The sequence below is a fragment of the Flavobacterium flabelliforme genome (assembly GCF_017948675.1).
GTDB lineage: Bacteria > Bacteroidota > Bacteroidia > Flavobacteriales > Flavobacteriaceae > Flavobacterium > Flavobacterium pygoscelis.
Map to the genome: position 1 here is coordinate 1,350,907 of NZ_JAGFBU010000001.1, position 20,305 is coordinate 1,371,211.

Here is a 20,305-nt window from a genome sequence, read left to right on the forward strand (position 1 = left end):
AATAGAACATGATTTTAGAAATGAAAGTCCCATCACCAGGGGAATCAATCAAAGAAGTTGAAATTGCAACTTGGTTAGTAAAAGACGGAGACTATGTTGAGAAAGACCAAGCAATTGCTGAGGTTGATTCAGACAAAGCAACACTAGAATTGCCAGCAGAAGCTAGCGGAATTATTACGTTAAAAGCAGAAGAAGGTGATGCTGTTGCAGTAGGAGCAGTAGTATGTCACATCGATACAGCAGCTGCAAAACCATCAGGTGATGCACCAGCAGCTGAAGTTGCAAAAGCGGTAGAAACACCAAAAGCAGAAGTGAAAGCAGAAGCGCCAAAAGCAGCTCCAGCAGCCACTACAACTTATGCTTCTGGAACTCCATCTCCAGCTGCAAGAAAAATATTAGACGAGAAAAATATAGCTCCAGCTTCTATAACAGGAACTGGTAAAGACGGAAGAATTACTAAAGATGATGCTGTAAATGCAGTACCATCAATGGGAACTCCTACTGGTGGATCTCGTGGTTCAGAAAGAACTAAATTATCAATGTTGCGTCGTAAAGTAGCCGAAAGATTAGTGGCTGCTAAAAACGAAACGGCTATGTTAACTACTTTCAACGAAGTAAACATGACGCCAATCAACTTGATTCGTAATGAATATAAAGATGCCTTCAAGGCAAAACATAATGGTGTTGGTCTAGGATATATGTCTTTCTTTACAAAAGCAGTTACTAGAGCACTACAATTATATCCAGACGTAAACTCAATGATGGATGGCGATCATAAGATTGCTTTCGATTTTTGCGATATTTCTATTGCGGTTTCAGGACCAAAAGGATTAATGGTTCCTGTTGTTCGCAACGCTGAGAATTTGACTTTCCGTGGTGTAGAAGCTGATATCAAAAGATTAGCGATTAAAGCACGTGACGGACAAATTACTGTTGATGATATGACAGGTGGAACGTTTACAATCACTAATGGTGGTGTATTTGGTTCTATGTTATCTACTCCAATTATCAATCCTCCACAATCAGGAATCCTTGGAATGCACAACATTATCGAGCGTCCTATTGCTGTAAATGGTAAAGTAGAAATTCACCCAATGATGTACGTAGCACTTTCTTATGACCACAGAATTATTGATGGTCGTGAGTCAGTTGGTTTCTTAGTAGCGGTAAAAGAAGCTCTAGAAAACCCAATGGAATTGTTATTGGATAACAATCCTAAAAAAGCATTCGAATTGTAGTAATTGTTTTTTTTATAATTTTAAAATCCCATTTGACAAAAATTGTTAAATGGGATTTTTTTTATTTCAACAAATACAAATAATGGTTGTAGTAATCTACAATTGCTTTTCCTTTCATCAGAATATCAGCGCCAATAATGCCATGAACTGGTTTTGCTTTATACTGCATAAGTGCTTCATTAACATGTGACAAGTCAAATATGACGAGATCAAAAGAAGTATCTTTCCACTGGCCTAATTGCAAATGGTTTCCTGTGGCCATTTGGGTAAACATTCCTGTTGCTCCAGCACCTGCAGCTTTTGTTTTTGATTTTTTAGCTTCCAATACGAAGAAATCTACACTTTCAAATCCGATGCAACTATTAGAGGCTCCGGTGTCTAAAATAAAATTGCCTAAAACACCATTTATTTTAGCTTTTATCAAAAGATGTTGGGTTTTGGTAATCTTAAATTTAACTTTTTTATAGTTTTCCTTTTTGAGGATATCGTGTAGGTTTTTCATTTGTGGTATTATTATTTTTCTATGGGTATGAATTCACTAAAGTTTTTACGCCAATCAAAAGTTGAATTTCATGTCAAAACTTATGAGGTTTCAAAAATTCATAGATTTAATCGGTTCATTACTAAGATTTGTTTTTACCTTAAATTCACATTATTCACTAATATATTTTTTCGTGCAAAGTCTTTTTCCGACCTTGTAGGTATTTCTTTTAAAATAGAGCTACAAGATTTTTGAAACCTTACCCAAAAATCAATATGCCTTATGATTTTAACTAGCTTATCAACAAAGATACTTTAAGAAAATAGTGTTTTTGTCTATTTTAACTTAGTGTTTTCTATTTTTTTTTGTTTTCGAAAGAAATAGATTGACCAAAAAAGTAATCCAATTCCGCTTAGAAGCAACAGCGAATACAATAAGTAATTATTATTTTCTGAACTCTCAATAGTACCATAATAAACAAATGCACTCCAATAATAAGGTGATTTTTTAGCGTTTGAAATTGAAGTGTTTTGTAAAAATTCTCTTTTTGCATTGGCATTCGCTTCTAGATAAGATTGCTTGTTTTTGATGTTTTTATAAAACAAATCCATGAAGACTGAAGTAGTGTAATCGTTTACTTTCCATAAGGAAAACAATAAATTTTGCGCTCCTGCCAATTGAAATCCTCTAGCCACGCTCATGGCTCCTTCCGATTTAAATAATTTTCCAATTCCAGTTTCACAAGCACTTAAAACCACTAAATCGGGATGAATATTTAAATAGTATATCTCTGAGTATAGGATTTCTTGATCGTAGAACTTAATACTAGCGGGAGTTTCGAGATCGCCGGAAGAGGCGTGCGTAGAAAGATGAATAATCGAATAGTTATTTGCATTTTTTTTGAAATTAGCAAATGTAGCTTTGCTGTTTTCCAAATAATTTCCTTCAAATTTTTTTTGAATGTATTGCATTTCGTCCTTGGAGTAAGTTAAGGCATAAGATGTTTTGTCAAATACGGGAAAGATACCTAGAACACTTTCTTGCTTTTTTTTCGTGCTTGAAGCTAAATAGAACTGTGCTGAATTTTGATAACAGATGTTGTAGTCCAGAAGCAAATAATTCATTTTAGCGAAATTGGTGGTTGCGGAAGGTTTTGTAATTAAAGCTTCAAAAGGTAAAAAATACAATAGACCATCAGGAATTATTAATAAATTTTTATATTCAGAATTTTTCGGTAATTTCAATAATTCATAAGCAATATTACCAGTAGCATTATATTTATTTGGTGCATTTGCAATAGCATTTGCCTCATTGAAAAAGTCGATGAACTGCGTGATTTTGGCAGAAGTATTGGCGTTGTTACTAAAAGAATTGAAGTGTATTTTTTTATCTTCTATCGTAAAAGAATACATTTTTTCAATTCCAGAAAAATATTCAACCAATATGGTTTTGTCTTTCTCTAGCTTATTATACAAATCAGTTAAACGGAGCTTTGGGTTTACTTTTTTTTCTGCTTCTGGTGTCGTTTGTTTTAGTTGCAACATCCATTTATTTTGTTTTTTAATGGCTTCGTTAATTTTTGTAATATCAGCTAAATTGCCTTTTTGTTGTTCCTTTAAGATGAAGTTGTTTTCTATCTGCAGTTGTTCAGAAATATGTTTTTGAATCGCTGATTGGTTTTTAAAAGTGACTAAACTTTGCCTTAAAACAGCAGATTTTGTATCTTCAGTTAGTAAAAACGCATTTTCTAGGTGAATTAATTTGGCGTCTTTTTTAAATAAAGATTCATAAATAGCAAGACATTTTTCAGTACGATTCCGATTTCGTATTTGGCTAATTATTTTAGAGTTTTCATAAATAAGTAAGGACTGAAAGAGTTCCTCTATATAAAAAGCGAGTTTATAACTTTGAAGTGCTTTTTCAGGTTGGTTTTCTGCTTCGTAAATTGCTGCTTGTAAATCTAAAGCATCCAGTAAAACGGTTTCTGTATAAAGAGATTTTTGTTGCGGTAATTTATTGACATGATTGGAATAATTAGGAATTAAATTTCTAAAAATTTCAGAAATTAACGCGCTAGCATACTTTATATTTCCAGTTCTAAAAAGAAGATTGGCTTGGTCGTAATATAGTTGCGCTTTTTTTCTTGGATTGTCATTGCGAATTTTTTCAAAGGTATTTTTAGCCTTCTCAAAATATGCTAAGGCTGTTTTAGGATCGTTGTGTTGTAGTTTTAAGTTTGATAAATTACGATAGGTATTCACCAAAGACTCATTGTTAGTTTTATCTTTTTCTAATAACGAAAGTGCTTTTAAAAAGGCTTTTTCAGCATTGTTATTGCTTTTAGAACTTGTAGGAATATATTTTTGTAATACATAATTAGAGCCTAAATTATTATATAAATTACCTTTCTGATTGTCACTTAGTTTTTGTGAATGAATCGTTTTTTCAAGCAAATCAATTGCCTCATTTATTCTTCCTGTATTTTGATAAACATTTGATAGATTGAGTACTGCTGCATATTGCTGTTCTTCATTATTGCTTTTTGTCGCAATATAATAATATTGTTTTATTGTGTTTTCAGCATTATCATAATCACCAATAGTAGTGTATAAATTTCCAAGTGGCTTTAAACAGAATTCAACTATTTCATAGTTTTTTAAATTATTGGTTTGATACATTCGCCACGCTTTTTCATAGCTGGAAATTGCTTTGTTTATTTTGCCAAATTGGTTCTCATAATAGCCTTTGTTACAATTTAAAATAACGAAAGACAGTAATTCGTCTTTGTTTTTTAAGTCTAATTTTGGAAAAATAGTTTGAGAAAAAAGCGCTAATTCATTTAAATTTTCTTCAGTAGGATTTGTTACAAAGCTATCTACGGCAAAGTATATTTTATCTTCTTGAGAAACCGATTTTTGTGCTGAAATTGAAAATGAAATAAGAAATAGGAAAACAGTAAAAATGGATTCGCAGTAAGTTTTAATGCTAGTATAGTAAAAATACCATTTATTGAAAAACCTCCTTATTAGGAATGACAAATCTTTGTTATGCTTAAAGAATGTTAAAATTTCCATATTCCATAAAACTGCAAATAGTTAAAGTTTTCTTTGAAATTTACCACATATCTCGCTCCTAAACTAGGGCCTATTCTTGCTGCGCCAAGTGTTAAGTCAAAAAGTAATCCTGTTTTGAAATTGCTAAATGTAGTAGAATTTGAAGCGGAATCATTTTTTGTATTGATCAAAAAATTACCCTTGACACTTTCAAAAGTTTCTATAGTTATTTCTTGTTTTTGTTTTTCTGATGCATTTGTATTTACTTGTACACCAGCACCAATTCCTACATAGTTATTGATGTTGTAACGTATTAAAACTGGAATTTCCCAATTTATATTACTATAACTATTTTGTGTTGTGGTGCGCTGTAGCTGTCTTGTTCCATTAGGATTGTCTAAAAAATCTTCGACTATTTTTATTTTGCTATCATAAGTATGCAAACTGTTAACAAACTCTGCTTGCCAATAGAAACGGTACGATTTAAAAGGAGAAATGGTGGCGCCAGCAAAATAGCTTTTAGAATTTTTTAAACTAGGGTATAAATTGTAACCTGCTTTTGCACCAATAGAAATTCCAGGAAGGAAGCGCGTCGTGGCGTAATTAGTAATGATTGGTTCGTTTTTATCAAAGATAATCGCTGTTCGACTCTTTGTCTTTATTTTGTGGAAATCCTCATTAAATTTCATTGAATATTTTACAAAACCTTTGGTGCTGTCTTTTTCTTTTACATTTTTTTGCTCGCTTCCAGGCAAATAGATATTCTTGAAAGTAAATATAATTTGTTTTTGTTTAATAATAGTGTCTAAACAACTTGTAGTGGGAATTTCATCTTTTGGACAAATAGGACATTTGGGGTACATATCCTCAATTTGAAATGTTTTTTTATCAAACATATCAGGTATGTCAGTTTCTAAACGTATTAGTCGAGCGGGACCTTCTCCGTTGTTTTGAAAACGAGTTTTAAAATTGACTCTTTTAAAACGGACCAATCTATAATTCATAAAACTGCCATTAGAGCCCATTTTATTTGGATCGTGTGAAGTGACAATTTCCATTTCTAAGTTTTTTATTTTATGGTTTTTAAAACTTCGATTGGGGATAAATATACCGCGCATGGTTACCGTGGCACTAGTATCTTTTATCATTTCGGGCGTTGTTTGGAACGTATAAAAAATATTTCGCGTTTCTAATGGGTTGCAGTCGTCAAATTCTAAAATAGAAACATCTTTAAATGTTTCGTATGCCGTTTTTAAAGTGGTCTCTAGATCTTCTTCTGTAGCTTTGTAGTTGTGTTTTTTGGCTGGAGCCGAATTTTCGCTAGAAGCTAAATAAGAACCAGAATTTTCAAGATCGTTTATCGCTGCAATGTTGTTTTCTTTGATTTCTCTCTCGCCAGCATGTGCTCTAAAATCGACTAATTCGAAATTTTTATTCTTGAATTGCTTTTCGTTGTAAAACAAATATAATTTACCATTACTAACATAGTTTTCGAGATTTTGATAACTTAGGATTACAACTATTTCTTGCTCTGGAATGGGATCGCAATTTTTTTGAATGGCAAATCCGTTTTGGTCCGCTATCGAAGCGATGTCTTTATATTCTGTACTAGAAATCTCGTTGATAACTACTTTTTTAGGTCGTGTTGCAGGTGGTTTCCCATTGTCGTAATTGTTAGTTACGGTGAGTCTGGCGTTATAAGTTCCTTTGTTTTTATAAACGTGTTTGGGTTCGGCTTCTTTGCTATAATGTCCATCTCCAAGTTCCCATAAATAAGAAAAGCTGGGTTTTGGCGCTCCAGCAATGGGTATTAATGGTGGTGTTTCTGGTTTGTATGAAACCCTATTTCCGTTTTGATTGTAAAGAATAGTGGCGCGTCGGGTGATGGTGTCTTTTACTTTAGTTTGCGAAAAACTTGTATGAGTGCAAAAGCAGATTAAAATTACTAAAAATGTTCTCATAATCGGATGTTTTTTTAGCCCTGATAGCAGTGAAAATCCTTTTTAGTAGTATTACAGTGCCGGTTTCGGTACTGTAATGTTACTAAAAAGATTGTAACGAATAGCAGGAATAGCTCCAGATAATTAGCTTATTTATTCATTAGAATTAATTTGTATTGATTTGAAAATCATTTAAATATAGAAAAAAGTGGTGAGCAAATCACCACTTTACAAAAAAATGTTAGTGTAAGTTATTGTATTGCATTGATTGCGGCTATTAGTTGAGCTTCACTTCCTACGGTAGTCTCGGATAAAGTAAAGGTGTAAATGTCATTTGCTTGTACAGTTACGGCTTTGATAGCATATCTCCATTGTCCGTTATCTTCGGTAGCAAAAATAACGTGACAAGCTAAACCTATTGGAATTTGACCATAATGTTCGCTAAACAAACCTGCGGTTGTAAAGGTGTCTAGGTGTGCTAAAGCATTTTGACCTTCGCCATCATAAGAAAGATAAATGGCACTATTTGTATTGTCGTATCCTTGTGGTGCAGCTACTAAAATTGTAGTTTTTGGTCTAGGATCACTATAAAAACGATCCACATTAGTCCAACCAAAGTGACCAAAACTTACGAAGTAGTTATTTCCTTCGCCTTTTACTCCTCCTTGTCCGCCATTTGCTCCTGTAGCATCAACTGCATTTTTCCATGCTAAATTACCGTTAGCATCTATAATTCCGTTCCATAATATCATGGCATTATCCAGTCCACCAGTTAAATTTGTGGGAACTTGTAACGACATGTTACAGCCTGTGGCTAAATCTACTCCGCCTTGAGTCGCTTTGATGAAGAATTCTCCGCCTGAGATTAGTAGCGCTCTGTCGCCATTTGGCATAATTCCCATCGTAGGTTTGTTAGTCACTAACATATTTCCTTTTTTGAAGATTTCTACATATTCGATGTCAACTATTCCTGTCACGGGATTTCCGTTTTTGGTTAAGCAATTTCCGTTTATATTTATTTTTACTCCATTAGCCGAAGTTAGTGTAGTCACGCCAGATCCTGCTGTAATTGTAAATTTCTGGGTCATTTTATCTAATGCTGCTTTACGCACAGTAGCAAATTTTGTTGCGGTTGGTACTGTCGTTAAAGTGTCATTGTTATCTTCATTACAGCTTACCGATAGAATAGTAGCTAAGATTAACAGACTGATGTTTTTTAAATTTGATTTCATAATTTCTAGTTTTTAGGTTGTTTTACGGAGTACTCTTAGGACTCTCATTTTTGAATTATATAGGTATATCAATAGCATTGTGTTTTTGTTACCCCTATTTTTTATTTTTTTAGTGTTAGTCCTAATTCTACAAAGGTTGTAGGAGTAGTGCTTAACAAAGTTGGAGTTCCAGAAACATCTATTTTGCTGATTTGTCCGTTTGGATAGCCAGAGATTCCTTGTAATGTAGAAACATAAAAAATTTTGTTACAGTTGTCATAAACGGTACTATAGAATTCAGAATTTATATTAAATGCAAAGCTATAAATAGGTGTTTTTGAGATTAGTAATGGGTTTGAAACATTTAGTTCATACAATTTTGAGTTCGAAACTCCTGCGTCTTCCATTATGGCATAAAGGATGTTTGTTTGTTTGAACTCTAAAGAAATAAAGGATAATCCGCTACTTCCACCAGCTGGTAAGGCTATCGCAGCCGAAACGATTGCGGTTGATATATTTGAATTGTTGTAAGTAATGATTCGGTTTCCTAATAAAAAATAAATCGCATTTACACCATCTGTTGCCGCCGTAAAGGTTTGCAAATTATAACCCGCTAATGTGTTTTGAGGAATTGGAGTTGAAGAACTTGGAATAATATTAAAATTAGCATCTACCAAGGAGAAGATTTGATTTGTAAAATCGTAGCAACCATAGTAGAGAACGCCGCCAACAATTACGGGTGCATTAACCACTCGATACAATAAGGTAGTGTTTGAATATAAAGGAATAGCAGTTGCGCTAGAAGTATTTGTTGCAGTGTTCACTTTTGTTAGTATTCCTTTTTCACCAGAAATTAATAGGTATTCATTTGTCAAAGGATTAAAAACGGCATTATTTGTTCCCGAAGATTGAAAGGTCACGGGTTGTGTAACCGCTGAAAGTACTGTGAAATTTGGTACAGTTAAAGAATTTAGTGAAGAACCAAAATTACCAGTTTGTGATCCTTGTTCTATATTGTAACCTAATATTTCGACATCGGCACATCCGGCAGGTTTTTCATCTTGTGTATCACAACTGAAAAAGAAAATAGATACAATAAGCGAAAAGAAAAGGCGAGTAGAATTTTTACGAATTTGTAAAAGATTCCTAGTGTAGTTGTTTTTTTTCATGATTTCTAATTTTAAATTATTTTTTTAAGAGTAAGCATCTGTCTTCAAAAACATTTCCATCTTCATCGAGTGCCATCAAGATTTGTTTTTTTTGCCTGTAGTTGATTATTAAATAGATCCAGACAAAAAACCAAATTCCCATCGTGATGCAGGAAAGAAAAAGATGAAAGGAATGATCAATGTTTTTTGTCTCTTTAGCTAAAACCACGTATGGCAATTTGTTGTTTTGTTCTATGATTTTAAAACCAGAATGTAGTTTGTCAGAAAGCCTTTTGTGAAACTTAACAAAATCAGCTTCTGAATTTAATTGTTGACTTTTCATTTCTATTTTTTTTTTAGAAGGTTTGCTACTCTTTGTTTTTACCATATCAATAAGGTTTAAAAATTGTTACCCCATTTTTTAAAAAAAAAAATATAATACAACTGTATTTCAGATTGTTGCTATTGATTTGTTTCATATTCTTTTTTTACATTAGCCAATAAAATTTTTCTGTATGGCGAATAACATAATTCATAGCGATCAGATGTATATAGATGGGCTTGCGAGTAATAACTCGGCAATTATTCAATCTATTTATAAAAAATTTGTTCCAAAAGTGGTTTCTTATATTAGGAATAATTCAGGAGATGAAGATCAAGCCCGAGATGTGATACAAGAAGTTCTTATTGTGATTTTTAATCAAGCCAAGGCTAATAAACTGCAACTAACTTGTCCGTTTGATGCGTATTTTTTTTTATTGTGTAAAAGAAAATGGCTGAATGAACTGAAAAAATCTTCTAATAAAGGGGTAACAATTAGTGATGAATTTATATCTACTAACGAACCTGTTGAGGAATTACTTGCCCAAACTGAAATCTTTGAAGAAAAACAGCAACTTTTTGATCTAATGTTCGAGAAGCTTGGTGCCAAATGCCAAGAAGTTTTAAAGTTGAGTTTTACATTAAAATCGATGGAAGAAGTAGCTGAAAAATTGCAAGTTACTTATGGTTATGTTCGCAAGAAAAAATCATTATGTACTGGACAATTAACACAATGGATTCGGGAAAACAGTCTTTTTAAATCATTTAAAATCAAATAATTATGAAGGAGGAAAACTATATTGTATTTGATCAATATCTTCAGAATGGAATGACATTTACGGAAAAAATAGCTTTTGAAAAGCAACTTTCTGAAGAACCAGAAGTTGCTGCAGATTTTCAAAATTTTAAAGAAGTACAAGCCCAATTAGAAAATAAATTTACAGTTGATGCAGAACGCAACGCCTTTAAAGAAAATGTAAAGTCAATTGCGGGAACGCATTTTAAACCGAATAAAAAGGTAATTAAGCTAAAACCGTGGTTGTATTTAGTTGCGGCTTCTGTAGTTCTTTTGTTGGGATTGTTTGTTTTTAATGCCAATTCAAATCCAAATTTTGAAGATTACAATCATTTTGAAACTGCTCATTTTGTAGAAAGAGGTCATGAAACTACATCTTTGAAACAAGCTGAAGAAGCATACAATGCCAAAGATTATTTAACAGCAATACCGATTTTCGAATCGATTTTAAAACACAATAAAACTGCTGAAATTCAATATTTTTATGGTATTTCATTATTACAAACTAATAAAATTCAGGAAGCAGAAGGCGTATTTAATGAGTTAAAATTAGGAAGTTCGGTGTTTAAAAATAAAGCACTTTGGGGTTTAGCATTAATCCAATTAAAACAAAAAGAATTTAAAGTTTGTAAAGAGATCTTGTTGACAATTCCGTCGGATGATGAGAATTATGAGCAAGTACAAGACTTATTAAACAAGTTAGATTAATTTTTTTAAGATAGAAGGATAATTATTTAAAATACAAAAGGCACTCTTTATTTAAAAAGGAGTGCCTTTTGTATTCGGTATAAATTATAAACCAACAGTATTTGCCTTTAATTACATTGGGAATTTTTAGGTAATAGTTGTATTTTTGTAAGCTAATATTTTTGATACCTAATGATAATAACCGATACACATACGCATCTTTACAGCGAAGAATTTGATCAAGATAGAGACGAAATGATGCAAAGAGCACTTTCAGCCGGCGTTTCCCGTTTCTTTATTCCAGCTATAGATTCTACTTGCACCGAAAGTATGTACGAATTAGAAAAAAACTATCCTGAGAATGTCTTTTTGATGATGGGTTTGCATCCAACCTATGTAAAGGAAAATTATCTGAAAGAGTTACTGCATGTAGAATCTGAATTAGAGAAAAGAAAGTTTTATGCTATAGGAGAAATTGGTATTGATTTGTTTTGGGATAAAACGCATCTTGAAGAACAAAAAATCGCTTTTAGAAGTCAAATACGATTAGCAAAAAAATACAAACTTCCTATTGTTATTCATTGTAGAGAAGCATTTGATGAAATTTTTCAAATTTTAGAAGATGAAAAGTCAGAGGAACTATTTGGTATTTTTCACTGTTTTACAGGAACACACGAACAAGCATTAAAAGCAATTTCCTATAATATGAAATTAGGAATTGGTGGTGTGGTGACTTTTAAAAATGGTAAAATAGACCAATTCCTGGATCAAATTGATATAAAACATATTGTTCTAGAAACAGATTCTCCTTATCTGGCTCCCATTCCCTATCGAGGAAAAAGAAATGAAAGCAGTTATATAACAGCTGTAGTTGAAAAGTTGGCGCAAATATACAGCCTTTCGGCTAATGAAATTGCGTTGCAAACTACTGAGAATTCCAAAGCTGTTTTTGGGATTTAAAGTAGAATTGACATTATTTAGATATTTTTTTTGTTCATTTGCCAATTAAATAATTGAGAACCAAAATGCAGAGATTTGACGCTATTCGGCCTTTTTATGATTCCGAAATAAACGAAGCACTTCAAAAAGTTAGTAATCATCCAATGATGAAAGCCTTGATGAATTTTACTTTTCCCGAGGTTGCAGATGAAGTATGGAAAGAACAACTTCATAAAACGCATTCTATCCGCGATTTTCAGTGTAATGTTATATACCAATCCGTGCAAAGAGTTTTAGAAAAAAGCTCGGATGGACTAACTACTTCCGGTTTTGAAAACCTTCAACCCAACACTTCCTATTTGTTTATTTCGAACCATCGCGATATTCTTTTGGATACCACTTTATTGAATACGGCTTTATTTGAGAATAAATTGGTGATGACCGCATCAGCAATTGGAGATAATTTAGTTAAAATGTCATTCTTGAATACATTAGCTAAATTAAACAGAAATTTTTTAGTACAACGAGGCTTAACGCCAAGAGAAATGCTACAAAGTTCAAAACTTTTATCAGAATATATAGGGCATTTGTTGCAACATGAAAACCGTTCTGTTTGGATCGCACAACGTGAAGGAAGAACAAAAGACGGAAATGATGAAACTAATCCTGGTATTTTAAAAATGCTTGGAATGGGATCTGATGAGAAAAATTTGATGGATTATTTTAAGAAAATTAAGATCGTTCCTGTCTCTATTTCCTATGAATATGATCCTACAGATGCTTTAAAAATGCCTCAGTTAATGGCAGAAGCCAATAATGAAGTTTATGTAAAGGAGAAAAACGAAGACTTTATGACCATTTTGAGCGGTGCTCTGGGCCAAAAGAAAAGAATTCATATTCACATTGGAACTGTTTTAGATAAGGAAATTGAAGAAATAAAAGCTATTGGCGAAAGTTCAAATAAGCAAATAGTTACTTTGGCTCAAGTGATTGATGATGCTATATTAAGCAATTATAAATTATGGCCTACTAATTTTATCGCTTATGACATTGTAAATAAAACCAATAAATACGCACATCTATACACTGAAAATGAAAAATCTCTGTTCGAACGCCGACTAGAAATGCGAATCGATCATGATAATCCAGTGGCTTTAGAGGGTTTTCTAGCAATGTATGCGAATCCTGTTGTGAATAAATTGAAATACCACGATGTCGTATAAATCTAAGATACTTTTAATCTATACCGGTGGAACAATTGGTATGAGGAAAGATTTTGAAACCGGTGCATTAAAAGCCTTTAATTTTAGTAAATTATTGCAACGCATACCAGAATTGAAACAATTAGACTGTGAGATCGAAACGCTTTCTTTCAAACATCCTATTGATTCCTCGAATATGAATCCTAAAGAATGGGCTAAAATTGCCACTATTATAGAGGATAATTATAGTTCATTTGATGGTTTTGTGGTGCTTCACGGTTCAGATACCATGTCCTATTCAGCATCTGCATTGAGTTTTATGCTAGAGAATTTGGCAAAACCAGTAATTTTTACGGGTTCGCAATTGCCTATTGGTGATTTACGTACCGATGCTAAAGAAAATCTAATAACGGCAATTCAAATTGCTTCCTTAAGAAAAGACGACAAGCCTGTTGTTAGTGAAGTTTGTCTTTATTTTGAATACAAATTATACCGAGGAAATAGAACAACAAAGATAAATGCAGAACATTTTAAAGCGTTTACCTCGCCTAATTATCCCGATTTAGTAGAATCTGGGGTACATTTAAAACTGAATTCAGAACTATTTTTACCTTGTAATAAAATAAGTGAACTTAGAGTGCATAAGGTTTTAGACAGCAATGTAGCTGTTGTCAAAATGTTTCCTGGGATTACCACTGCTGTATTGTCAGCTATTTTAAATATTCCAAGTCTTAAAGGGATTGTTTTAGAAACTTATGGATCAGGAAATGCTCCTACCGAAGATTGGTTTTTAAATCTTTTGAAAAAAGCAATAGCGGCTGGTTTGTATGTGGTAAATGTTACGCAATGTGCTGCAGGAAGTGTGAGTATGGGACAATATGAAACGAGTACAGGAATGAAAGAAATAGGAGTGATTTCTGGTAAAGACATTACTACCGAAGCTGCAATTACAAAATTAATGTTTTTATTAAGTCAGAACATAGCAGTAAAAGACTTCAAAACTGTTTTTGAAACTTCGTTAAGAGGTGAAATGATATAATAATTAGATTTTACTTTTCTAACTCATTTTTTTTCGTGTTCTTTGCAGCCGTAATAAAATAGAGAGGTGGCCGAGTGGCTGAAGGCGCACGCTTGGAAAGCGTGTATATGGCAACATATCGAGGGTTCGAATCCCTTCCTCTCTGCAAAGATAAAATGCTTCCTGATAGGGAAGCATTTTTTGTTTTAGAACGTGTCAAACTTTTTAGTTTAGCAAAACTATAAGACTAAAAAGGTTTGAGTATCGAATGCTACGTTTTATTTATTGGGTATAGAATACTTTGTGGTATTAACGCTGTAATCCTTTTAAAGCTTTTCCTTTTTAAAGTTGAATAAATGCTTTAACCTAAGTCAAAAATCATGAATTTTCAATTTTAAATACCAAATCTACTGAACTGCCGTTTTCTAAATAATGCTTCAATCTTAGTAAGTTTTATATATTTAATTTAAAACCATTTAAAAACTCCAATATCTTATATTTGTACTCTTCTAAAGGAATTATAAAGAGAATCAATCATTTTAAAAACATAAACATATGCGGTTATTTATAAGTTGTTTTCTTTTTCTCTCTTTTTTTTCTGTCTTTGCGCAAGAAAATTCAGCTCCTGAACTGGTTCCGATTGTCAAAGTAGATTCCTTGTATAGAGAAGATCAGTTTTATTTTGCAGTTACTTATAACACGCTAGCTAATAAACCATCGGGTTTGTCTAAAAGTAAATTCTCCTCTGGGTTTTCTGGTGGATTTTTGAGAGACATGCCAATCAATAAGTCAAGAACGGTAGCTATTGCTTCTGGAATAGGGCTTTCTTATTCCAATTATAATCAGAATTTATCGATTACTTCTTCTTCAGATACTCGTTTATATTCCATTATAGACAGTGATGTAAATTACTCTAAAAATAAATTTTCGCTACTTACTTTTGATGTTCCTGTAGAATTTAGATGGCGAACATCTACTTTTGAAAGTCATAAATTTTGGCGAATTTATACAGGGATAAAATTTAGTTATCTTTTGTATGACAAGTCGGTTTTTAACGGTAGTGGAGGTAAAGACAAAATTACTGGAAATAGCGATTTTGATAAATTGCAGTATGGAGCGTACATTTCATCAGGATACAACACGATAAATCTTTACGTGTATTATGGTTTAAATCCCCTGTTTAAATCAGCCCAAATAGATGGTGAAGATCTTAAAATGAAGGCGCTAAATTTTGGGATTATTTTCTATATTTTATAACCAAAGGAGCAATAACAATAATTGCGGTACAGCGCCAATGCAAAATCCTACAACTAGTTCTTTGTGCGTATGTGCATTCATCTCTAGCCTAGATGAAGCAATAATGCCATTGAGTAAAATTAATAAGGAGATAAAAATTATACTTTGAACTTGAAAGTGCATGCTCAATCCAATTACAAAAACGGTTAGAGAACTAATGGCTATCATGTGCAGGCTGGCTTTGCTTTTTAGAAATAATAAGATTAGAGCTAAAAGAGTACTCATCAATCCTCCTAATAGGAAAAAATGCAATTCGGGATAGCGATCTATAGTAATGCTTTTTCGTACTAATAATATAATCAAGAAGCAATGCACAATTAATGGAATCTTTCTTTGAGATATTTTGGCAATCATAATTGTATCAATGTTTCCCGTGGCTCGCAAAAGTAAAAATACTAGTGCTGGAATAATAAGGGTAACAATTGTGACCTGAAAAAAAACAAATATTTTTTCTTGTATTACAAAATTAGCATCATTGTAAAAAAGATAAAATAGCGTTGCCAAAGCCGGTATGAATATCGGATGGAAAATATAAGAAAATGAGGGAAGTATTTTTTTCAAGCGTTTTGTTTCTTTAACTAGCAAATATAAGTAATCTGTCAAAAAAATCACAATTTGTGAGTCTTCTTTAGAGTTGTTAAATAAGGTTTTGCAACGGTAATTCTAGGAAATGTAAGTCTTGGTTTTAAAAAGAAGTCTTATTTTTGATAAAGTTTTAAGTTGATCTCAGAAGAGGAATTTTTTTCTCTTATAAAATAAACACACAACAATCTCATAGTGTAATGAATTCAAAAATTCTTAATAGCATTCAAAAAATAGCAACAACATTTGTAGACAATCAGTTTGATACGAGTTTAGAGACCGTTTCTATTGATAGCCGCTCTTTACAAAATGGCTCCCAAACTTTATTTTTTGCTTTAGTTGGTTCACATACAAACGCACATGTATATGTAAATGATTTAATAAAAAACGGAGTTCGTAACTTTGTTGTCAATCATATTCCGGAAGGATGCGAAAAAAAGGCCAATTTTTATCTTGTCGCAGATACCCTGATCGCTTTGCAAGAGTTTGCTGCTCAATACCGCGCTTTGTTTGATTTCCCGATTATTGGAGTTACAGGAAGCAACGGTAAAACTATCGTAAAAGAATGGCTTAATTTCCTGTTAAGCCCAGATTACAATGTGATTAGGAGCCCCAAGAGTTACAATTCCCAAGTGGGAGTTCCGCTATCTGTTATTGCAATAAATGAACAACATAATTTAGGGATTTTTGAGGCTGGAATTTCTACTACTTCAGAAATGAGTCGTTTAGAAAAAATAATTCAACCTACCATAGGATTATTAACTAATGTAGGTTCTGCTCATGATGAAGGTTTTCTCAATTTAGAGGAGAAAAGAAAAGAGAAAATGTTGCTTTTCAAAAACTCAGAGGTTGTCATATATCAAATTAAACAGAATGATGTTTCGGTTATCCTTTCAAAACAAAATGCATTCACTTGGAGTTTTGAAAAGAATCAGGCTAGCGTTTATATCGAAAAAATAAAGAGTAATGACAAAACCGAATTAAAAGTTTATTATGGTAATCTTTATTTTGATTTGCTCATCCCATTTCAAGAGGAAGCTTCTATAGAAAATGCCATTTCTTGTTTAATGGTTTTAGTGTATTTTAAGTACGATCCGCTTACGATTCAAAATAGAATGCAGCTTTTATATCCTGTAGAAATGCGACTGAAAGTAAAAAACGGAATTAACAATTGTAATATTATTGATGATAGTTACAGCTCTGATTTTCAATCACTAAAAATCGCTTTAGATTTTCTAGAAAGCCAAAAACAGTCCGATAATAAAACAGTTATTTTATCAGATATTTTTCAGAGTGGTCTTTATAAAGAAGAGTTGTATTCAAAAGTCGCCGATTTGATTGTTTCTAATAATATAACTCGTGTTATAGGAATAGGAGAAACGATTTCAGAGTTTAAAGACAAATTTGCCAATTGTATTACCTATAAGAACTCGGCAGATTTTATAGCAGACTATGATAATTTAGATTTTAATAATGAAACTATTTTAATAAAAGGCGCGCGATCTTTTGAATTTGAAGCAATCGTTTCGCTATTAGAAGAGAAAACACATGAAACCGTATTAGAGATAAACTTAAATGCAATAAGTTATAACTTAAATTTTTTTAAAGCAAAACTGCAACCAAATGTAAAAATTATGGTAATGGTAAAAGCTTTTGGTTATGGTAATGGTGGATTTGAAATTGCCAAATTGCTAGAGCATCATAAAGTTGATTATCTTGGAGTGGCTTTTGCCGATGAAGGTATCGCACTAAAATCGATGGGAATACAAATGCCAATCATGGTTTTGAATCCTGAAAACACTAGTTTTAGTGCAATCATTCAGCATCAATTAGAACCCGAAATTTACAGTCTAAAAGGACTTCGTGCTTTTCTTAAAATGGCTGCTCAAAAAGAGTTGAAAGAATTTCCAATTCACATAAAAATAGATACGGGTATGCATCGTTTGGGTTTTGAATCCAATACTATCGATGAGTTAATCACTACTTTAAAAGGAAATGCAACCGTTAAAGTAAAAAGTATTTTATCTCACTTGGCCACAAGCGATGATTTTTCACAAAAAGACTTTACGCAATCACAAATTGATTTGTTTGAAAAGTTATCTTCTAAATTAATCTCGGAATTAAAAATTAAGCCCATTCGTCACATCTTAAATACCTCTGGAATTAGTAATTTTTCTAATTCCCAGTATGATATGGTTCGACTAGGAATTGGTATTTACGGAGTTTCTAATGATCCAGAAGAGCAAAAAAAACTGGAGAATGTAGGGACTTTAAAATCTATTATTTCTCAAATCAGAATTGTTTCTGAAGGAGAAAGCGTGGGTTATGGTCGGAAATATAGAGCTCAAAAATCTACCAAAATAGCCACTATTCCTATTGGTTATGCCGATGGGATTTCAAGAGCTTGGGGTAATGAAGTTGGGTTTGTGACTATTAAAAACAAAAAAGCTACCATTGTTGGAAGCATTTGTATGGATATGTTGATGGTTGATTGTACAGATATAGATTGTAAAGAAGGAGATTCAGTTATTATTTTCGGACAAAATCCTTCAGTGATTTATATGGCTCAACAATTAAATACCATTCCTTATGAAATTCTGACAAGTATTTCTCAACGTGTTAAGCGAATATTTTACAGGGAATAGATTTTTTTAGATATTAAATAATCAAATGTTAAATTTTTAACTATTTTTGTTTTTACGCAAAGTAAATTTAGGTATAACAAAAAAAAGAAAAGTATGGGATTTTTTAGCGATTTTAAAGCATCTTTAATGAAAGGTGACGTTTTAAGTTTAGCAACTGCTGTAGTTATGGGTGGTGCATTTGGTAAAATTGTAGGATCTGCTGTAGATGATGTTATTATGCCAATTGTTGGTTTGTTAACAGGAGGAATTGATTTTACACAAAAATTTATTACTCTTGACGGAAATTCTTATCCAGATTTAGCGGCTGCAAAAACGGCTGGAGCTGCAGTGATTACCTACGGAAATTTAGTGCAAGCAATTATCAATTTTGTAATTATTGCTTTCTTTATTTTTATTGTTTTAAGAGCTGCTGAAAAAGCAAGAAAAAAAGAAGTTGTGGTAGTTGTTCCTCCAGCAGGGCCTACACAAGAAGAATTGCTTATTCAAATTAGAGATTTGTTAAAAAAATAATCTTTTTTTTAAACTAAATAGCATTAGTAAAGCCATCTCAACGAGATGGCTTTACTTTTTTAAATAAGTATGAGATACTGTATTTAAATCTATTTGTTATATTTTAAACAATTTGTTATTTTTTGTTAATCACCTTGTTTTGATTTGAATATTACTTACTTTTGTTTTTTTAAATTGATGTTCAAAATTAAAAAGATACTATGAAAATAGCTGTTGTTGGTGCTACCGGTATGGTTGGCGAAGTAATGTTAAAAGTCCTGGCCGAAAGAAATTTTATTTCCGATAATGATGATTTAATTCTTGTTGCTTCTGAAAGATCAGTAGGAAAAGAAATAGAATTTAATGGGAAAAAAATCAAAGTGGTGGGTTTACAAACTGCTGTAGATCTCAAAGCAGATATTGCTTTATTTTCAGCAGGTGGCGAAACGTCATTAGAATGGGCTCCAAAATTTGCAGCTGCAGGAACAACCGTTATTGACAATTCATCTGCATGGAGAATGGATCCTACTAAAAAGTTGATAGTTCCAGAAATCAACGCTAGTGAATTGACAAAAGAAGATAAAATTATTGCAAATCCAAACTGTTCTACCATCCAAATGGTTTTAGTTCTGGCTCCTTTGCACAAAAAATACAAAATCAAACGCGTTATCGTTTCTACCTACCAATCCATTACAGGAACTGGTGTAAAAGCGGTGCAACAATTAGAAAATGAATATGCAGGTGTTAAAGGCGAAATGGCTTATAAATACCCAATTCACAGAAACGCAATTCCACAATGTGATTCATTTGAAGAAAATGGATATACAAAGGAGGAAATGAAATTAGTTCGTGAGACTAAAAAAATTCTAAGTGATAATACTATTGCTGTAACAGCAACCGCTGTTCGTGTGCCTATCGTTGGTGGTCATAGTGAGGCTGTAAATATAGAGTTTGCAAACGATTATGATTTAAGCGATGTCAGAAGTATTTTGCATCATACTGATGGGATTGTAGTTCAGGATAATAATGACACATTTACCTATCCAATGCCTATGTATGCTCAGGGTAAAGATGATGTATTTGTAGGTAGAATTCGCCGTGACGAAAGTCAGGAAAACACATTAAATATGTGGATTGTTGCTGATAATCTAAGAAAAGGTGCAGCTACTAATACCATACAAATTGCGGAATATTTAGTTGCAAACAAGTTAGTATAAAACAACGAGATTAAGAAAATATTAAAAAACTACAACTTTTAC

The 20,305-nt window shown here is 32.5% G+C and carries 17 protein-coding genes and 1 tRNA gene; 11 read left to right on the forward strand and 7 right to left on the reverse strand.

Annotation, left to right across the window (positions count from 1 at the left end):
* The first annotated feature begins 8 nt into the window (after nt 1-8).
* Nucleotides 9-1,238: a 2-oxoglutarate dehydrogenase complex dihydrolipoyllysine-residue succinyltransferase gene (gene odhB / locus J3S90_RS05960; RefSeq protein ID WP_188049449.1), complete on the forward strand. Its 1,230-nt coding sequence runs from the start codon at nt 9-11 to the stop codon at nt 1,236-1,238.
* 61 nt (nt 1,239-1,299) lie between these two features.
* Here odhB and J3S90_RS05965 read toward each other — a convergent pair whose 3' ends face one another.
* The 6 genes from J3S90_RS05965 to J3S90_RS05990 all read right to left on the reverse strand — a co-directional run bounded on the left by J3S90_RS05965 (nt 1,300) and on the right by J3S90_RS05990 (nt 9,414).
* A complete protein-coding gene (locus J3S90_RS05965; protein ID WP_210645426.1) occupies nt 1,300-1,740 on the reverse strand; it encodes a retropepsin-like aspartic protease in 441 nt (146 codons plus the stop codon).
* 314 nt (nt 1,741-2,054) lie between these two features.
* Complete coding sequence (locus tag J3S90_RS05970) at nt 2,055-4,757, reverse strand: CHAT domain-containing protein (RefSeq protein WP_236023889.1); 2,703 nt, start codon at nt 4,755-4,757, stop codon at nt 2,055-2,057.
* Nucleotides 4,758-4,780: 23 nt separating this feature from the next.
* Nucleotides 4,781-6,733 carry a PKD domain-containing protein gene (locus J3S90_RS05975; RefSeq protein WP_210645430.1) on the reverse strand — a complete coding sequence of 651 codons (1,953 nt, stop codon included), beginning with the start codon at nt 6,731-6,733 and terminating at the stop codon, nt 4,781-4,783.
* A gap of 230 nt (nt 6,734-6,963) precedes the next feature.
* Nucleotides 6,964-7,944 (reverse strand): hypothetical protein, encoded by a 981-nt coding sequence (locus tag J3S90_RS05980; RefSeq protein WP_188049453.1) that lies wholly within the window; start codon nt 7,942-7,944, stop codon nt 6,964-6,966.
* Nucleotides 7,945-8,045: 101 nt separating this feature from the next.
* Nucleotides 8,046-9,092: a hypothetical protein gene (locus J3S90_RS05985; RefSeq protein WP_210645432.1), complete on the reverse strand. Its 1,047-nt coding sequence runs from the start codon at nt 9,090-9,092 to the stop codon at nt 8,046-8,048.
* A gap of 16 nt (nt 9,093-9,108) precedes the next feature.
* Nucleotides 9,109-9,414 (reverse strand): hypothetical protein, encoded by a 306-nt coding sequence (locus J3S90_RS05990; protein ID WP_188049455.1) that lies wholly within the window; start codon nt 9,412-9,414, stop codon nt 9,109-9,111.
* A gap of 172 nt (nt 9,415-9,586) precedes the next feature.
* On the opposite strand from J3S90_RS05990, the gene J3S90_RS05995 reads away from it, so the two are divergent.
* The 7 genes from J3S90_RS05995 (at nt 9,587) to J3S90_RS06025 (ending at nt 15,291) form a co-directional block, all read left to right on the forward strand.
* A complete protein-coding gene (locus J3S90_RS05995; protein WP_210645434.1) occupies nt 9,587-10,171 on the forward strand; it encodes an RNA polymerase sigma factor in 585 nt (194 codons plus the stop codon).
* A gap of 2 nt (nt 10,172-10,173) precedes the next feature.
* Entirely contained in the window at nt 10,174-10,896 is a 723-nt protein-coding gene (locus J3S90_RS06000) for a tetratricopeptide repeat protein (RefSeq protein WP_210645436.1), read from the forward strand.
* A 171-nt stretch (nt 10,897-11,067) separates the two neighbouring features.
* Nucleotides 11,068-11,835, forward strand: a complete 768-nt coding sequence (locus J3S90_RS06005; protein ID WP_210645439.1) for a TatD family hydrolase — start codon at nt 11,068-11,070, stop codon at nt 11,833-11,835.
* Between the two features lie 65 nt (nt 11,836-11,900).
* Nucleotides 11,901-13,037, forward strand: coding sequence for a 1-acyl-sn-glycerol-3-phosphate acyltransferase (locus J3S90_RS06010; RefSeq protein ID WP_210645441.1), 1,137 nt, complete (start codon nt 11,901-11,903; stop codon nt 13,035-13,037).
* Entirely contained in the window at nt 13,027-14,055 is a 1,029-nt protein-coding gene (locus J3S90_RS06015) for an asparaginase (RefSeq protein ID WP_188049460.1), read from the forward strand. Before J3S90_RS06010 ends, J3S90_RS06015 begins: the two co-directional genes overlap by 11 nt.
* Nucleotides 14,056-14,115: 60 nt before the next feature.
* Nucleotides 14,116-14,200: transfer RNA gene (locus J3S90_RS06020), tRNA-Ser, on the forward strand.
* A 389-nt stretch (nt 14,201-14,589) separates the two neighbouring features.
* Nucleotides 14,590-15,291 (forward strand): porin family protein, encoded by a 702-nt coding sequence (locus tag J3S90_RS06025; protein ID WP_188049461.1) that lies wholly within the window; start codon nt 14,590-14,592, stop codon nt 15,289-15,291.
* Here J3S90_RS06025 and J3S90_RS06030 read toward each other — a convergent pair.
* Complete coding sequence (locus J3S90_RS06030; RefSeq protein WP_210645443.1) at nt 15,286-15,891, reverse strand: hypothetical protein; 606 nt, start codon at nt 15,889-15,891, stop codon at nt 15,286-15,288. The genes J3S90_RS06025 and J3S90_RS06030 overlap by 6 nt on opposite strands.
* Nucleotides 15,892-16,112: 221 nt before the next feature.
* Between J3S90_RS06030 and J3S90_RS06035 the strand changes: the two genes are divergently transcribed.
* The 3 genes from J3S90_RS06035 (at nt 16,113) to J3S90_RS06045 (ending at nt 20,263) form a co-directional block, all read left to right on the forward strand.
* A complete protein-coding gene (locus tag J3S90_RS06035) occupies nt 16,113-18,557 on the forward strand; it encodes a bifunctional UDP-N-acetylmuramoyl-tripeptide:D-alanyl-D-alanine ligase/alanine racemase (RefSeq protein WP_210645445.1) in 2,445 nt (814 codons plus the stop codon).
* A 93-nt stretch (nt 18,558-18,650) separates the two neighbouring features.
* Nucleotides 18,651-19,067 carry a large conductance mechanosensitive channel protein MscL gene (gene mscL / locus J3S90_RS06040; protein WP_188049464.1) on the forward strand — a complete coding sequence of 139 codons (417 nt, stop codon included), beginning with the start codon at nt 18,651-18,653 and terminating at the stop codon, nt 19,065-19,067.
* A gap of 200 nt (nt 19,068-19,267) precedes the next feature.
* Nucleotides 19,268-20,263, forward strand: coding sequence for an aspartate-semialdehyde dehydrogenase (locus J3S90_RS06045; RefSeq protein WP_188049465.1), 996 nt, complete (start codon nt 19,268-19,270; stop codon nt 20,261-20,263).
* Nucleotides 20,264-20,305 lie beyond the last annotated feature (42 nt).

What these genes read in the sequence shown, in the direction of transcription:
- odhB (WP_188049449.1), top strand. Translation starts at nt 9, where the DNA reads ATGATTTTAGAAATGAAAGTCCCATCACCAGGGGAATCAATCAAAGAA.
- J3S90_RS05965 (WP_210645426.1), bottom strand. Translation starts at nt 1,740, where the DNA reads ATGAAAAACCTACACGATATCCTCAAAAAGGAAAACTATAAAAAAGTT.
- J3S90_RS05975 (WP_210645430.1), bottom strand. Translation starts at nt 6,733, where the DNA reads ATGAGAACATTTTTAGTAATTTTAATCTGCTTTTGCACTCATACAAGT.
- J3S90_RS05980 (WP_188049453.1), bottom strand. Translation starts at nt 7,944, where the DNA reads ATGAAATCAAATTTAAAAAACATCAGTCTGTTAATCTTAGCTACTATT.
- J3S90_RS05985 (WP_210645432.1), bottom strand. Translation starts at nt 9,092, where the DNA reads ATGAAAAAAAACAACTACACTAGGAATCTTTTACAAATTCGTAAAAAT.
- J3S90_RS05990 (WP_188049455.1), bottom strand. Translation starts at nt 9,414, where the DNA reads ATGAAAAGTCAACAATTAAATTCAGAAGCTGATTTTGTTAAGTTTCAC.
- J3S90_RS05995 (WP_210645434.1), top strand. Translation starts at nt 9,587, where the DNA reads ATGGCGAATAACATAATTCATAGCGATCAGATGTATATAGATGGGCTT.
- J3S90_RS06000 (WP_210645436.1), top strand. Translation starts at nt 10,174, where the DNA reads ATGAAGGAGGAAAACTATATTGTATTTGATCAATATCTTCAGAATGGA.
- J3S90_RS06005 (WP_210645439.1), top strand. Translation starts at nt 11,068, where the DNA reads ATGATAATAACCGATACACATACGCATCTTTACAGCGAAGAATTTGAT.
- J3S90_RS06010 (WP_210645441.1), top strand. Translation starts at nt 11,901, where the DNA reads ATGCAGAGATTTGACGCTATTCGGCCTTTTTATGATTCCGAAATAAAC.
- J3S90_RS06015 (WP_188049460.1), top strand. Translation starts at nt 13,027, where the DNA reads ATGTCGTATAAATCTAAGATACTTTTAATCTATACCGGTGGAACAATT.
- J3S90_RS06025 (WP_188049461.1), top strand. Translation starts at nt 14,590, where the DNA reads ATGCGGTTATTTATAAGTTGTTTTCTTTTTCTCTCTTTTTTTTCTGTC.
- J3S90_RS06035 (WP_210645445.1), top strand. Translation starts at nt 16,113, where the DNA reads ATGAATTCAAAAATTCTTAATAGCATTCAAAAAATAGCAACAACATTT.
- mscL (WP_188049464.1), top strand. Translation starts at nt 18,651, where the DNA reads ATGGGATTTTTTAGCGATTTTAAAGCATCTTTAATGAAAGGTGACGTT.
- J3S90_RS06045 (WP_188049465.1), top strand. Translation starts at nt 19,268, where the DNA reads ATGAAAATAGCTGTTGTTGGTGCTACCGGTATGGTTGGCGAAGTAATG.